This window comes from Marinoscillum sp. 108 (assembly GCF_902506655.1).
GTDB classification, from domain to species: Bacteria; Bacteroidota; Bacteroidia; order Cytophagales; family Cyclobacteriaceae; genus Marinoscillum; species Marinoscillum luteum.
The window spans coordinates 2,080,270-2,095,851 of the sequence record NZ_LR734808.1 but is presented as its reverse complement, the minus strand read 5'-3'; the positions used below and the strand labels follow the sequence as shown (position 1 = coordinate 2,095,851).

Annotated in this window: 12 protein-coding genes; 10 read left to right on the top strand and 2 right to left on the bottom strand. The window is 48.0% G+C overall.

Annotated features, from left to right (window positions below; translation table 11 throughout):
- Positions 1–56 precede the first annotated feature (56 nt).
- The 4 genes from GV030_RS08555 to GV030_RS08540 are packed head-to-tail and all read left to right on the top strand — an operon-like array spanning position 57 to position 8,246.
- The gene (locus tag GV030_RS08555) at positions 57–3,044 is read left to right on the top strand and encodes a TonB-dependent receptor (RefSeq protein WP_159581758.1); all 2,988 of its coding nucleotides are present in this window, start codon (positions 57–59) and stop codon (positions 3,042–3,044) included.
- 23 nt (positions 3,045–3,067) lie between these two features.
- Positions 3,068–4,630, top strand: coding sequence for a RagB/SusD family nutrient uptake outer membrane protein (locus GV030_RS08550; RefSeq protein WP_159581756.1), 1,563 nt, complete (start codon positions 3,068–3,070; stop codon positions 4,628–4,630).
- A 7-nt stretch (positions 4,631–4,637) separates the two neighbouring features.
- Positions 4,638–5,825: a glycoside hydrolase family 88 protein gene (locus tag GV030_RS08545; RefSeq protein ID WP_159581754.1), complete on the top strand. Its 1,188-nt coding sequence runs from the start codon at positions 4,638–4,640 to the stop codon at positions 5,823–5,825.
- Positions 5,826–8,246 (top strand): glycoside hydrolase family 2 TIM barrel-domain containing protein, encoded by a 2,421-nt coding sequence (locus GV030_RS08540; protein WP_159581752.1) that lies wholly within the window; start codon positions 5,826–5,828, stop codon positions 8,244–8,246. It begins immediately after the preceding gene.
- A gap of 88 nt (positions 8,247–8,334) precedes the next feature.
- Here GV030_RS08540 and GV030_RS08535 read toward each other — a convergent pair whose 3' ends face one another.
- Entirely contained in the window at positions 8,335–8,748 is a 414-nt protein-coding gene (locus GV030_RS08535) for a 3D domain-containing protein (RefSeq protein WP_221413309.1), read from the bottom strand.
- Between the two features lie 269 nt (positions 8,749–9,017).
- Here GV030_RS08535 and GV030_RS08530 point away from each other — a divergent pair, with 269 nt between their 5' ends.
- The 3 genes from GV030_RS08530 (at position 9,018) to GV030_RS08520 (ending at position 10,573) form a co-directional block, all read left to right on the top strand.
- Positions 9,018–9,344 (top strand): SdpI family protein, encoded by a 327-nt coding sequence (locus tag GV030_RS08530; protein ID WP_159581750.1) that lies wholly within the window; start codon positions 9,018–9,020, stop codon positions 9,342–9,344.
- Positions 9,345–9,489: 145 nt separating this feature from the next.
- A complete protein-coding gene (locus GV030_RS08525) occupies positions 9,490–9,918 on the top strand; it encodes an Rrf2 family transcriptional regulator (RefSeq protein ID WP_159581748.1) in 429 nt (142 codons plus the stop codon).
- Between the two features lie 61 nt (positions 9,919–9,979).
- Positions 9,980–10,573 (top strand): hypothetical protein, encoded by a 594-nt coding sequence (locus GV030_RS08520; protein ID WP_159581746.1) that lies wholly within the window; start codon positions 9,980–9,982, stop codon positions 10,571–10,573.
- A 74-nt stretch (positions 10,574–10,647) separates the two neighbouring features.
- Here the strand turns inward: GV030_RS08520 and GV030_RS08515 are convergent, their stop codons facing one another.
- Positions 10,648–11,916: an IPT/TIG domain-containing protein gene (locus GV030_RS08515; protein ID WP_159581744.1), complete on the bottom strand. Its 1,269-nt coding sequence runs from the start codon at positions 11,914–11,916 to the stop codon at positions 10,648–10,650.
- A gap of 286 nt (positions 11,917–12,202) precedes the next feature.
- On the opposite strand from GV030_RS08515, the gene GV030_RS08510 reads away from it, so the two are divergent.
- The 3 genes from GV030_RS08510 to uxuA all read left to right on the top strand — a co-directional run bounded on the left by GV030_RS08510 (position 12,203) and on the right by uxuA (position 15,549).
- The gene (locus GV030_RS08510; protein ID WP_255465253.1) at positions 12,203–13,414 is read left to right on the top strand and encodes a DUF4861 domain-containing protein; all 1,212 of its coding nucleotides are present in this window, start codon (positions 12,203–12,205) and stop codon (positions 13,412–13,414) included.
- A gap of 89 nt (positions 13,415–13,503) precedes the next feature.
- Complete coding sequence (locus tag GV030_RS08505) at positions 13,504–14,352, top strand: SDR family oxidoreductase (RefSeq protein WP_159581740.1); 849 nt, start codon at positions 13,504–13,506, stop codon at positions 14,350–14,352.
- 9 nt (positions 14,353–14,361) lie between these two features.
- Positions 14,362–15,549: a mannonate dehydratase gene (gene uxuA / locus GV030_RS08500; protein ID WP_159581738.1), complete on the top strand. Its 1,188-nt coding sequence runs from the start codon at positions 14,362–14,364 to the stop codon at positions 15,547–15,549.
- Positions 15,550–15,582: the final 33 nt, after the last annotated feature.

The window sequence follows — 15,582 nt, the reverse complement described above, 5'->3', positions numbered from 1 at the left end:
TTTTGATCGCTTTTATGGTGCTCCTGATGATATACCTAATCTAAACCAAAAAATGTATGAGAATGATTTTTACTTTGAACAAATACTATAAGACCCTGCTGTCTGTAGTATTAATGAGTGTGACATCCTGGGCGATCGCTCAGGAGCGGACAGTGAATGGTACGGTGACTTCTGCCGAAGATGGTACCGGTTTGCCCGGTGTGTCTGTGCTGATAGATGGCACCCAGAGTGGTACCATTACAGACATAGAAGGTAACTATAGTCTGACCGTACCGAACGATAATTCGTCACTGATTTTTAGCTTCATAGGATTTGAGCAGCAAAAGATCAACGTAGCCGGACGTAGTACTGTGAGTGTGGAGTTGGCCGTGGACCTGATGTCCTTGGATGAGGTGGTCGTAGTTGGATATGGTGCTGTGAGGAAGAGTGATCTTACGGGTTCGGTCTCTTCTGTCAAGGCAGCGGAGATCAATGCTTTCCCGGCATTATCTGCTGTGCAGACGCTGCAGGGGCGTGCTGCCGGAGTGCAGATATCTTCCAACAACGGAGGTCAGCCAGGGACCAACTATAGCATCAGGGTGCGGGGAGTGAGTTCTATCAACTCTTCCAGTGAGCCTATTCGCGTGGTAGATGGTTTCGTGGGCGCGGAGATGCCTCCGCCACAGGACATTGAGTCTATTGAAATACTGAAAGATGCTTCGGCTACCGCCATTTATGGTTCCAGAGGATCCAATGGGGTAATACTCATCACTACCAAAAAAGGAAGCAGCGGCCAGATCAAGGTTGATTTCAATAGTTCTTATTCTTTTCAGAATACGACCAACAAACTCGAGCTTTTGGACGGACCGGAATTTGCTTCTTACATTCAGAATTTCTCACCCAATTATGAGTATTTGGGCTCAAACACTGACTGGCAGGACGAAATCTATCGTCAGGGAATGATTGCAAACAATCAGCTGTCGGTGAGTGGTGGCACAGATAACGTGCGATACTACCTGTCAGGTACCTACTTCGATCAGGATGGTGTGGTCATTGGGTCTGAGTACAACAGATACTCTCTCAATGCCAACATGGATGTGAAGGCCAATGAATACCTAAAGTTTGGTTTGAACCTCTACGGTCGCCGTAGCAAAGACATGGGGATTCGTACTCAGGAAGGCAGTGGCGGATCGGGCCAGGCCGGTGTAGTGGGTGCAGCGATGCGTTTCAACCCCGATCTGGGTATTTACAATGAAGATGGCTCCTATACGGTAGCTCAGGTGGGTGATCAGATAGACAACCCATATGCCATGGCCACAGAATATGATCGTGAGCGCATTACAGACAGATTTCAGTCTAACACTTTTGCAGAGCTGGATATCACAGAGTGGTTATCATTCAAAACCACCCTCGGTATAGGCGTGACCAACTGGCGTGATGGGGAGTTTTGGCCTACCACACTTATTCGTGGAGCAGGCTCGGATGGTCTGGCATCCATCAGTGCACAGAAACAAACTTCCCTTTTGAGTGAAAACTACTTCACCATTCACAAGGATTTTGGACAGCATCGCATCCTTTGGGTCAATGGTTATTCTTATCAGAAAAACAGCACCGAGTCATGGGGCGCTTCTTCTTCTGGCTTTATCAATAATGCCGGGCGCTTCTGGGCTTTGAATCAGGGGTCTACTCCAAGTACTCCTTCATCTGGTTATTCTCAGTCGTCCATTAAGTCCTTCTATACCCGACTGAACTATACCATCATGGATCGCTACACCTTCACCTTCACAGGCAGAAGAGACGGGGCGTCCAATTTTGCAGCCAACAAAAAATGGGGATTTTTCCCTTCAGCGGCCTTCGCCTGGGATGTCAAGGGAGAGTCTTTCCTGAAATCTGTGGATGTGATCGATCAGCTGAAAATGCGCGTGAGCTATGGTTCTGTAGGAAACCAGGCCATCGGACCTTACCAGTCGTTGGCCACCTTGTCTGTACGCAACCCACACATCGCTGGCACCAATGCCCTCGGAGTAGGGTCACTTGCCAACAATGTGTTGAGCTGGGAAACCACCGATCAGTTTGATGTCGGTGCGGATATTGGACTGGTCAAGGGCCGTGTGAATCTTACAGTGGACTACTACAACAAGCAGACTAAAGACCTTTTGTTCAACAGGCCGCTGCCTAGCTACATAGGCGTGGGCTCGCAGTGGCAAAACATTGGAGTACTGGAAAACAAAGGATTTGAATTCTCTGTGAATACTAAAAACCTGGTGGGAAAAATACAGTGGGAATCCAACTTCAATATTTCGGCTAATAGAAATAAGATAGTGGAGCTGGCAGACTCAGTGCAGATCTACGGTGCCTCACCCGGCCATATGTTGTTGGGTAGCTCACAGCTCCTGCTGGAGGGAGAGTCCATTGGTGTTTTCTACGGGTACGAGTACCAGGGAATCTATCAGAATGGTGACACCTTTTTGCCGGGTTCTGGTTTTGAGCAAGAGGCTGGTGGTGAGAAGTTTGCAGACGTGAGCGAAGATGGCGAGCTGAGCAACGATGACCGTAAAATCATAGGTAATCCTCATCCTGATTTTATCTGGGCTTTTGGCAACACCGTGAGTTACAAAAACTTTGACCTGAATGTTTTCTTTCAGGGTTCACATGGCAATGACATGCTCAGCTATACGCAAATGGAGTTGGAGACCCTTTCGGGAAAAGCCAATGCATCTAAGATTGCATTGCGAGCCTGGACACCTGAAAATCCCAACACTGACATTCCCAAAGCTTCAAGCGGCAGGACCTACAAAGTATCTTCCCGATGGGTGTATGATGCCAGCTATGTCAGGTTGAAGAACATCGCATTGGGCTATACTTTCCCTACAGCATTGCTGAACGGCTTGCACATCAGGTCATTGCGGATTTATGCCAGTGCTCAGAACCTCCTGACCATTACGGACTATCCTGGACTGGATCCTGAAGTGAACTATCAGAATAGCAGCAGAAATATTGGGCTGGATTACGCCAGTTATCCCAATGTTCGCACCTATACTTTCGGCATCAATCTGGGACTATAATGAAGGCTTTAAAACATAGAATCATGAAAAGATCATATATATTATCAGCATTTTTTGCACTGGGTATGTTGTTCGCATTTTCCTGCGACGACCTGGAGGAAGAGCCTGTGGGGCTGTTGTCTCCTGAGGGCTTTTTCAAGACACCGGCAGACGTACAGATAGGCCTCAACGGCGGCTATTCAGCCATAGAGCACGAGGCATTCTGGGGTCGCAAGCTTTTCCTCACGCTTATCCTCAGAGGGGATATGGTTAGCATTGGCGATCAGACTACTGCAGCTCGTAGAATCGAAGTGGACAAAATGAACATGAGTTCAAATAATGGAATGGTGAGTGAGTTTTGGCCGAAAGGTTATGAAGCACTTGCAGCCATTAACTATGCCCTGGAGGGAGCCAAAAGTGTGGATGCGCCCGAGGAGGAACTCAATGCTGTGGTGGCAGAGGGTCGCTTTTTGAGGGCCTTCATCCATTATCACTTTGTGCGCCTGTTTGGAGAGATTCCTTATATAGATGTGGCTTTTTCAGATCCGGCTTTGGCGTATACACTGCCTCAAAACCCTGTGGCAGATACCTATGCTGGCATTATTGCGGATCTGGAGTTTGCCAAAGAGTGGCTGCCAGATGCACCGGCATTGCGCTCCAGACCTGGCAAGGGTACGGCAGCAGGTTTGCTGGCCTCAGTACACCTTACGTTGGAAAACTGGAACGATGCGTATGACGAAGCAAAATGGGTGATAGACAATAGCGGTTCATTTCAGTACGCACTGGAGGGTGAGTTCGCAGATTTGTTTGATCCATCTATAGGTGCGCCATCTAATGAACTTTTGTTTGAGATCGATTTTTCGGGTAACGATGCTGCCGGAGCCATTGGTGGATCCAATCCTTCCACGGATTATCTGGCGTCTGTCACAGGGCCACGTAAAGACGAGCGCTTTGGCATGGGCGAAGGCTGGAGTGTAGCAGTGCCTACCTTGGCAGTGTATGATACCTGGGATTCCAGAGACTACAGAAAAGCGGTAAGCTTTGACACCCTGATGACTTACCTTGGAGAGGATACTCCATACACCGAGTGGGGAAGTATCCCATTGAATGTGGCACGTCCTCACATTGCCAAGTATTACAGATCCCTTGGAGTATCAGGCGCACCTTCGGGCCTCAATGGCCGCGATTCGGAAATTGATCAGCCTGTAATGAGGTATGCTGAAGTCTTATTGATCGCTGCAGAGGCCTTAAATGAGAAAAATTCGGGCCCCAATGCAGAAGCTGAAGGCTACGTGAATCAGGTGAGGTCCAGAGCCCGAAGGGAGTTGGATGGAGATCCGAGCAATGATCGGGCATTTCCGGCCAATATCGCCTCAGGGATGAGTCAGGCGGATTTCCGCACCGCAGTACTGGAAGAGCGTCGCCTGGAGCTTGCTTTTGAAGGAGGCAGATGGTACGACATTCAGAGAAGAAAAATGGCCGAGACGGCATTTGGTGCAGGAGGACTGGAGCAGCAGGCATTTAACCCTGCGCGTGACTACTACCTGCCGAAGTATCAGAACGACGTAGATAAGAACGAAAATCTTACTCAGAACCTCAATTACTAAACGCGGAATGAATAGGATATTGTTAATGTGCGGATTGGTAGGGATGTGGATGAGTGCGTGTAATCAAGGGGGTGCGCAGCCAGAGGATACAGACGTGGAGAACACCCCAACAACAGTTAGCGATTCGGGCCTGAGTGCCCGAATCGCTAACCTGCTTGATTATCCGGCAACAGCCGGTAGTTTTCCAAGAAGCCTGGAGCCCAATGGTCAAATACGTGGGGTAGCCTCACGCGACTGGACCAGTGGGTTTTACCCGGGCGTGCTTTGGTATGCCTATGAGTACACTGGTAATGAGGCTTATAAAAAGCTGGCTCAGGAATGGACGGCTCTGGTAGAAGATCAGAAAACCAATGCAGGTACCCATGATATGGGTTTCAAAATCAATTGCAGCTTTGGCAATGGCTATCGGATCACGAATGACCCAAAGTATAGGGAGATCATGGTCGAAAGTGCAAAGACCCTCAGCACCCGATTCAATCCGGTGGTGGGCTGTACCCGATCATGGGATTTCAATAAAGATGTCTGGACTTTTCCGGTCATCATCGACAACATGATGAATTTGGAACTGCTCTTTTTGGCCACAGAATTTACTGGAGACTCCAGCTATTATCGAATGGCACGCGAGCATGCCATCACCACCATGGAGAATCACTTCAGAGAGGATAACAGCTCATGGCATGTGGTGGATTATGATCCACAGACCGGCGCAGTTCGGGGTAAGCAGACCCATCAGGGGTATTCCGATGAATCCTCGTGGGCTCGTGGGCAAGCCTGGGGATTGTATGGCTATACCATGGTCTACCGTTTCACTGGGGAGGCTCAGTTTTTGGATCAGGCCCGAAAGATTTATACCTACATGATGGATCATCCCAGTCTGCCGGAAGACCTCATTCCCTACTGGGATTATAACGACCCTTCCACGGGCAAGCCCAGAGATGTTTCTGCAGCCAGTGTGACGGCTTCAGCACTTTATGAGCTGAGTACTTATGTGTCTGATCCGAAAATGATCGAACAGGCCGATGCCATTCTGGAAGTCTTGCAATCAGAGGCTTACCTGGAAGACGGAACCAATAATATGTTTATTCTGACACACAGTACAGGAAATATGCCCAAGGATGACGAGGTGGATGTGCCTCTGATCTATGCGGATTACTATTTTATGGAGGCGTTGCTCAGACAAAAAGAATTGAAATAGATGAAAAGACAGTTAGCAAGGCCGATAATAGGCGGGGTGTTATATTTCCTGTTGATTGGATCAGTTCTCAGCCAATCATTTTCGGATCGTAAAACCAATATCAACCAGGGCTGGTCCTACCTGGAGAATCCGGAAATCAACGTGGAAAAGGCACGTAACATGGATGGGTGGGTCTTAGTAGACCTGCCACACACCTGGAATAATCTGGATGCCACGGATCTGGAACCCGGCTACAGACGCAGTGCGAGCTGGTATCGCAAAGTCCTCAGCTTCGCTCCAGAGAAGGGGAGCAGGTACTTTCTCTACTTCGAAGGGGCCAATAATGTCACGAAGGTATACGTCAATGGCACCAAATCTGGTGAGCATATCGGCGGATATGTGGGTTTCGAAATCGAGATCACAGGACAGCTGATCGCTGGAAAAAATGAGATACTCGTGCGGGTAGACAATGGCTATCACCCTCAGTTGATCCCGTCTCACCAATCAGACTTCTTCATTTTTGGGGGTATTACACGAGATGTTTGGCTCAAGAAAACAGCCGAATCTTATCTTCAGGATGTCACCATCCAAACACCGGAGGTGAGCGCTAAATCAGGCAGCACACGGATCGTTGTGGAGACTCAATCCACAGGAAGCACCAAAGGGTTGGAGGTAAAGGTGGAGGTGAAAAATCCGGCAGGAGAGATTGTATTTAGCAAACAAGCGGATGTGCAGGCCGGACAGGCGGAGATGAGTTTCACATTGAAGGACCCTGAGCTGTGGGGGGTGAAAAACCCTGTGTTGTATACCGCTGAAATACAGCTGCTGCGGGGCAAGAGGGTCGTTGATACCGTGGAGGAGACCTATGGTTATCGCTGGTATGAGTTTAAGGAGCACGGCCCCTTTTTCCTCAACGGCGAGCGGTTGATTCTGAGAGGGACACACCGCCACGAGGAGTATGCCGGATATGGAGCGGCCATGCCCAATGCACTGCATCGCCAGGACATAGAAGACATTAAAGCCATGGGTGCCAATTTTGTGCGGCTGGGTCACTATCCACAGGATCCCGAGGTTTACAAAGCTTGTGATGAGCTGGGTATTTTAGTCTGGGATGAGCTGCCATGGTGCCGGGGAGGCGTGGGTGATGAGGTTTGGAAGGAGAATACCAAAAGGCTTTTGACAGAAATGATTGATCAGAATTACAATCATCCAAGTGTGATCCTATGGTCATTGGGGAATGAGATCTACTGGCTGCCTGAGTTTGAAGATGGAGATAATCCCGAAAAGATCAATGCCTTTTTGCGGGAGCTCAATGACCTGGCCCATGCTCTTGATCCTTATCGGAAAACCGCGGTGCGCAAGTACTATGAAGGCGCCGATATTGTGGATGTTTTTAGTCCCTCCATCTGGTCGGGGTGGTACTCTGGTACCTATAAAAACTATCAGCACGCCATTGATAACTCACTGAAAAAGTATCCGCATTTTGTACACATGGAATACGGCGGATCCAGCCACCTGGGCAGGCATACCGAAAGTCCGGTGACCGGGGATGGGCTGATCAATGCCAATGAATGGGAGGAGCCCATCAATCAGGTGCAGATTGCTAACATCGCTCAAAATGGCGACTGGAGTGAAAACTACATTGTAGACTTGTTTGATTGGCACCTGAGGGTATCTGAGACGCACCCTGATTTTGCAGGTAATGCACAATGGGCCTTTCGAGATTTTGGTACCCCCTTGCGCCCGGAAAATGACATCCCCTATATCAATCAAAAAGGCTTGGTGGATCGGGCAGGCAATCCCAAGGATGCCTACTATGTCTTTAAGAGCTACTGGTCGGAGGAGCCTTTTGCCTACATAGAATCTCACACCTGGACAGAGCGATCCGGCCCGGCGGGAGTGGCGCGCAATATCAGTGTTTTTAGCAACGCCGATAGCGTGGAACTCTTCATCAGTGGGCAGAGCCTGGGAATGAAAACGCGTGATATCACGCAGTTTCCCGCTTGTGGACTCAACTGGGACGTGTTGTTCCCTGCGGGTGATAGCGAGTTCAGAGCAGTGGCTTACATTGGCGGCAAATCAGTTGCCGAAGATACCCTCACAGTAAATTATACTTATGAGAAGTCAGGCATCCCGGAGGCTCTGGAGTTGTCATATAAGCTTTTGGAAAATGGGAATTACCTGATCACAGCCACGGCGGTAGACAGTAAGCAGGGCAGGTGCCTGGATTACGAAGAAAGGGTCTATTTTCAATGCCTGACCGGAGGCACGTTGGTAGAACATATGGGCACACCCACCGGTAGTTCTTCTATCAAAATGGCGAATGGAAAAGCGGCCATTGAAGTGATGCCAGAGAAGGACACCAGGGAGTTTATTATGACCGTGCTCAATCAAAATTTTAAAGGCACCTTTCTCAAGGTACCCATTAATGTGACCCCTTAATCTTTGAGTTTTTCATCCTCTTCATAGTTGGTGCCCCGGTTGTTACAACCGGGGCATTTTTTTGAGAAGTAGTGGGGTGATTTTGGGATTACTTCACTTCGTAAAAAATCTTCACCGGACGTACCCCCCAGATAAGGGCCTTTTGGATGTCCTCCCCCATGTAGATGTCAATTTTTTGGGTCCATCGGGGATGCATTTTGTCTTTGACCAGAAAGACCCCTTCCATTCCCTCAATTTTCACCCGGGTATTGTGGGTGAGCCCCAGCGCAATCAAATCCCTGGAAACGGCGATCGCCTTCATTCCCGGCACCAGCTGATCTCCCCAGGCCGCTGTGGTGGCATCGTTGGGCTTTGTCTGCGCCGTTACAGAATTATAGGCTGATGCCCTCACCTCCAGCGTGTCCCACCTGGGTGGCTGTGCCATCACATGGGCCGATGACAATAGTCCGAAGCTCAGGAATAACCAGAGATGAAATCTGCGGAATGCTGCAATTAAAGTCATAGAAGTGCAAACGTACTTCGTCCTTCGGAATTATCTCATGACTCCAAAATAATGAGTGCTCAAAAGTCTTAGTCGCAGTCTTAAAGGCATTGAATCTTTGCAGTGCCTTTTTTTTTGGCCCCTCACTAAGCCAAGTCACCTCATATTGATACGCTATGTTTGATGCATTCAGGGAGTTCTGGCTGTCCGGTTACTACACCTCGATTCCTGAAAATTTACCAGACGCCAACCCTTGATAGTTCTTGCCAATACATTAGATTTAGTCCGCTATGGACACAATGCCTTTGGAGTATAAGTTGGTCATTATTTTTATTGTGGCTGGTATTCTCAACCTCCTGCTTAAGCGCAACAGAAACTGGGTGCTGGGCTACAGGTCTACAAGGTGCCTCAAGAGTCACGATCGCTTCGCCTACGCCAACCGTATATTTGGATGGGGACTCATTATTCTGGGCCTGATGTATTTAGGAACACTGGTGTACCTGGCTCAGGGTGGAGATGAACTCACCGGGTGGGAGAGTGCCTTCATCATTGTTGGTTACCTGGCACTTCTTTTCATCCTCATAGAGTATAAACTATCCAAGGCTTTCAAAGAGTGAAAATGGTAGGTAGGACGACTTGTGTTAAAAGTCTTTATACCCCCCCTCCGTCTTTTTTTTTAAATATTGAGCACTTTCCGGTAACCCATTTCAGCAATCTCCGTTAACGATTGAGTGTCTTAACTATATATTCTTAATATATCGTATGAGTTACCCTCTTTCTTTCTCAAAATCCATTCTGGTAGTCATTTTTATTTCGGATAAAATCCGTCAGGGGCAGTTTGAGTTTTTGTCCACGCAGATGATTGCTGAAGTATTGGACATCCCCAAGCCCACACTAGTTAAAATTTTCCAGGGACTTTCTATGGCTGGAATTATCGAAACCAGGGAGGGCAAGCTAGGTGGGATCAGGCTGGTGAGGCAACCATCTGAAATAACCATTCTGGATATATTGAATGCTACGGAGAAGGGAAAGTCACTCTTTCAAACAACATTTCACATTATGGCGGAGGGTAAGCGGCCAGACAATGCGCAAAAGGTAGTGAGAAGCTTGCTCATGGATGCTGAGGATCAAATGAAGCAGGTGCTTGCCAGTCGGAACATCGAAGAGATTTTGATCGAAATGGGTAAGTAGTATTTTTTTTGATTTAACTAAATATAATAAATATATCGTATACTAATTTAAAATGAGAATTATGAAAAACCGAAAAATCATCGCATTACTTGTTCTGTGCTTGTCGGCAATTGTTTCTAAAGTGGATGCTCAAACTAAGAACCCGAAACATCTCCAATTTTCAGTGGAAATTGACCCGGCGACTTTTGCTTTCAAAGGGTACAGTTTGCATTTGCGCATGCAACCTGTTGGTAATGATCACCTGCTGCTGGGTGTAGGTACCTATGCTATGGACATGCCCGATGTGATGGTGAACCTTAATGAAATGAACAAAGAAGAGGGCTGGGAGGTCCGACTCAATCAAGGGTACAGTTTCTTCACGGAGCATCACTTCAGTGAGGTGAATCGCAAATGGTTCATTGGTGGGCAGGCCGGTATCCAGCAGTTCAAAATAAAAAACGACCAAGTGACAGGAAATAGCACTTTTACCAATGCGCTGCTTATGGGGTACTTCGGATATACCCTTAGGCCGTTTAGTCTGCCACTTTACATCAAACCATGGGCAGGAGTGGGGTATACTCATCAGCTATCGGGCAGCAGCCGGCTAGAGCAGGAGCAGTATGATGTAGCGCCAATGACCATGTTTGCCACATTACACGTAGGTTACAGTTTCTGATTTCCGGGTGATGTGAAGACATAAAAAAAGGCAGGAATTAATTCCTGCCTCTCATAGCTGGTTGGGATCAAATGTTATTCAGGGAAGCTGTAGGGTCCCCCCACTGAAATACTCACATTGTCAAAACTCTGTGAGTAAAAAATACCTCCATCCTCGGCGGTCACTTGCTGGCCCGCAGTGCCACCTGTACCGTAGTCTCTTCTCACAGCCACGGCTATTCGCTGCATGTCTGTAAACTGGAAGGTCCCCAGAGCTGCGTCATCATCAAATGCAGAAGCCGGAATAGATAGACTATACCAGCCTTCCTCGTTCGGAGCAAACCCCATGTCTGCCAGTTCGGCTGGTGTAGGCACAAATTCATAGTCGTCTCCATCAAATCTCATTCTTAGACCAAATAATGCTCCATCATAGTCAGCCGGAAGATCACCTACATGGATTTGCAGATTGAAGTAGATGGTTTGATCTGTAGCTCCTGAGAAAAATTCCGCATACGTACCTGCAGGAAGTGCTGAGCTGTTTTGCACAATGGTGGCATAGTTTCCTGAGATCGCGGTGCTGCTGAATCCTTCAAACTGGAAAAAGTTACCGTCGATGGCTGCTGGCAGACTCTGCGCAGAAGCTATCACAGCGGCATCATCTGAGGTACCATACACGGTGGATTCCTCTGGGTCTGGTGATCCGGTGAAAGTGCCTGTTTGCTCTCCGTCAAAAGTCATGGTGAGGTCTGTATGAAGCTTAATGACATAAAATTTGACAGCCTCTGTTGAGGTGGTGTTGGTACCCCCATCGTTTACTATGGTTAGGGAATTCAAACCTGTACTTACGCCTTCAGGAATGGTGATTTCCACAGAAGTGTCTGTGGTGCCCACTATCGTGGCTTCTTTATCTCCTACTTTCACGGAGGAGACGGTGGTCATTTCGGTGCCAGTGATCGTTACATTTCCTCCAACTTGCGCGGAGACAGGGCTGACACCAGATACAGTTACGGCTCCTATCACAATGACTGTAAAATCAGCGCTGCTCTGGCCCAATCCACCTTCGGTTCTCACGGAGATTTTACCTGTAGTCGCTCCTTCTGGTACCGTGGCCACAATCTCCGTGGCAGTATTCGATACGATCGCCGCATCTGCACCGCCTATGGTTACTGCCGTAGCGTTGTCCAGGTCAGTTCCGGTGATGGTTACATTGTCTCCGGGTTCACCACTGGCTGGTGAGAAAGAAAGTACCACTGGGATCTTGGGGTCACTTCCGCCCTCATCTTCTCCACATGATACAAGGTATAGCCCGGCAAGGGCCGTCAGGCAGATCAGCCCCAAAGTTCTAAAGCGTTGTAGTTTTTGCATAATCTTAAGTAGTTAGTTTTTTAAATCTTGACTAATGCATATTTAGAAGGAACGCTCAATCTGATCATCCGAAAAAGGGGGCATTAAAGTACAAAGCAGGCTCAGACGCTACTCAGCGCCATAATGCTGTGATGGCGTCACTTAGTTTTACCAGTGCATACTAATAGATGCTGATTATGTACGGAGTGAGTGGATTTGAATAAAATATGCCAAAATGGAGTTGAAACCTGGTCACATAATTGCGAAATTGTTAAACTGTGTATAAATTACACAGAAAGATCTGATTATGATTTACCGTACCCTCTTCTTATTGACCTGTGTGGTGTGCTTGGTGGCATGCCAAAAGACCACCACATTGAAATTGACCAGCGACTCGAGTGTTCTTGTCAGTGGTAAAAGACTTGTAATGAAAAAGACGGATTTCCCTGATTTGAAGGCTTCCTATTTCACTTTGAAAGACCCTAAAGGAGAGCTGATTCCTGTTCAGTTTGATGATATGGATGGAGATGGCATTTGGGATGAAGTAGCATTCGAATGTGATTTTGAACCTGATGGCGTTTTGAGTCTGGAGCTGACTGAGACGGATGATCTGCCTGATTTTCCCACGAATACCAACGTGTATCTGGGTTACAGTGCGGAACGGAACAATCAATTTACGTCCGTAGCCGCCAACTCACGACCTGCAGATCATGTGGCTTTGAGCACTCCATACCTTTATCAGTATGAGGGGCCTGGCTGGGAAAGCGAATTAGTGGGATTCAGAACCTACTTTGACAGTCGGAATGGGAAGGACATTTTTGGAAAAGCGAAACCTCAGCTTTGCGTAGAGCAGATTGGGTTGGGCGAAAATTATCACGAATTGCAGGATTGGGGGATGGATGTGCTCAAAGTAGGCTCATCCCTGGGAGCAGGCGCCCTGGCCATGTTTCGGGGTGATTCTATTTATCGTCTTGGAAACACTGAGACTGCTGATTTTCGAATCATTACTGAGGGGCCTGTGAGGGCTGTACTCCAACTGAAGTATGGCGGATGGAATGTGGGCGGAGCCACCTATGGCCTGACTGAAACCATCTCCATTTGGGCTGGTAAGCGCAGCTATGAGAGTCAGGTGCTTCTGGAAGGCCGTGAGGGAAATGAAAAACTGGTCACGGGGATTGTGGATCTGAAAAAGGTGGCTAAGCGAGAGTTGGAAGTAGGCGGTGTGCAGATCATGTACACCTATGGGAATCAGAGTGAAAACCACGACAACCTGGGAATGGGGATTTTGGTAAAGCAGGACGGATTGGCTGGCTTCAGCAAGGCTCCCGAGGAAGGTGAAGGAGTGATCAATACCTATACCGCATTACTGAATCCCGTGGATGATGTATACAGTTTTCACTTTTTCGCGGGCTGGGAAGTAGAGAATGAGGCTTTTGCCAATCAAAATGGGTTTGAAGAAGCCCTGATTGAGTCTGCCAACGAACTCAATGCGAATATTTCAGTGGAACTGGTTAAATAGGTTTTATAAGCAATCAAAGCGGTAGAGAAGCAGCTCTTTGCAGGCAATGCTCTTCTAACCATTTTTAATATCAACCAATAAGAAAATTTATGTATCCGAAATTTGAGGAACTGGCCGGAAAAGTGGCTGTAATCACCGGGGGTGGTGGTGTGCTCTGTAGTACCATGGCTGAGATGTTGGCCGCCCAAAAAGTGAAAGTGGCTATCTTGGATTTGAAGCTGGAAAATGCCCAGCAAGTGGCAGATAAAATTGTGCAGAATGGTGGGGAAGCCATAGGGGTAGAAGCCAATGTATTGACCCTGGAGAGCCTCAAAAGGGCACATCAGACAGTAGTGGATCAGCTGGGACCCTGCGACATCCTTATCAATGGAGCAGGAGGAAATCATCCTAAAGGGACCACCTCCAAAACACATTTGCACCTGGAGGATTTGGAAGCCAATGACGAGCTGAAGACCTTTTTTGACCTGGATCCGGATGGAGTCCAGTTTGTTTTCAATCTTAATTTTATTGGCACCCTGCTTCCGACGCAGGTATTTGCCAAAGATATGGTGGGCAAAAAGGGATGTTCGATCATTAATGTTTCTTCGATGAATGCCTTTACTCCACTGACCAAAATTCCGGCCTATAGTGGAGCAAAAGCCGCCGTGAGTAACTTCACTCAGTGGCTGGCAGTGCATTTTGCCAAAGTAAATATCCGGGTGAATGCCTTAGCGCCAGGTTTCTTTTTGACAGATCAGAACAGAGCACTACTGACCAATGCAGAAGGAAGCCTGACAGATCGGGGCAATACCATCATAGATCATACGCCTATGGGTCGTTTTGGCGAACCGGAAGATTTGCTGGGTACTTTACTGTGGCTTTGCAGTGATGGGTCAAAGTTTGTGACTGGCGTGGTGGTGCCTATAGATGGAGGTTTTAGTGCATTTAGCGGAGTTTAAACAATGGATATGAAAGGATTAGAACAAACCTGGAGATGGTATGGCCCGAAGGACACCATTCCGCTCTCACACATCAAAATGGCCGGGGCTACTGGTATTGTTACCGCACTTCACCACATTCCGAATGGAGAAATCTGGACCAAAGAGGAGATTCTGAAACGGAAAACGGAGATTGAGCAGGCCGGACTTACATGGTCAGTAGTGGAGAGTATTCCGGTACACGAGGACATTAAAAAACGAACTGGGAAATTTGAGCAGTACATTGAAAATTATAAAACGAGTATCCTGAATTTGGGTGCTTGTGGGATCGATACGGTCTGCTATAATTTCATGCCGGTGCTGGACTGGACCCGCACAGACCTTTCCTATGAGATGCCTGATGGTTCCAGAGCTTTGAGGTTTGATGCAGCTCAGTTTGCAGCATTTGAGCTTTACCTGCTGAAGCGCCCGGGGGCAGAGGAGTTTTATACGCCAGAGCAAAAACAGCGGGCAGCTGAGACCCTGAAAAAACTTTCAGATGCCGATCAGGAATTGTTGGTGAAAAACATCATTGCCGGCCTGCCGGGAGCAGAAGAGGGATATACTCTGGATCAGTTTCAGACGGTTTTGGATACCTATTCGTCCATTGGCGATCAGGAATTGCGAAACAATCTCTACGCATTTCTCAAAGCAATTATACCGATCGCTGAGCAAGCAGGGGTATTGATGGCCATTCATCCCGATGATCCGCCGTTTCCTATTTTGGGCTTGCCCCGGGTAGTGAGTACCGAGGCGGACGCCAAACAGCTTTTGGAAGCATGTGATAGTCCCAATAATGGCTTGTGCTTTTGCACAGGGTCTTACGGAGTACGTGAAGACAATGACCTGCCTGGAATGGTAGAAAGACTCGGGCATCGCATTAATTTCATTCACCTGCGCAGCACAAGGAGAGACGCAGCTGGCAATTTTCATGAAGCTGATCACCTGGATGGGGATGTGGACATGTATGCCGTGATGAGTGCTTTGGTAATAGAACAGGACAAAAGAAAAGCCGCGGGAAGAACGGACCTGCGCATGCCTATGCGACCAGATCACGGGCACCAGATGCTGGATGATTTGGGTAAGCAAACCAATCCTGGCTATTCGGCCATTGGTCGCTTGAGGGGGCTGGCGGAGCTGAGGGGACTGGAGTTGGGAATCAGAAGAAGTATTAAGTAGGCAATTGCTCAGATCAGTAGAATTTCGAGGTTT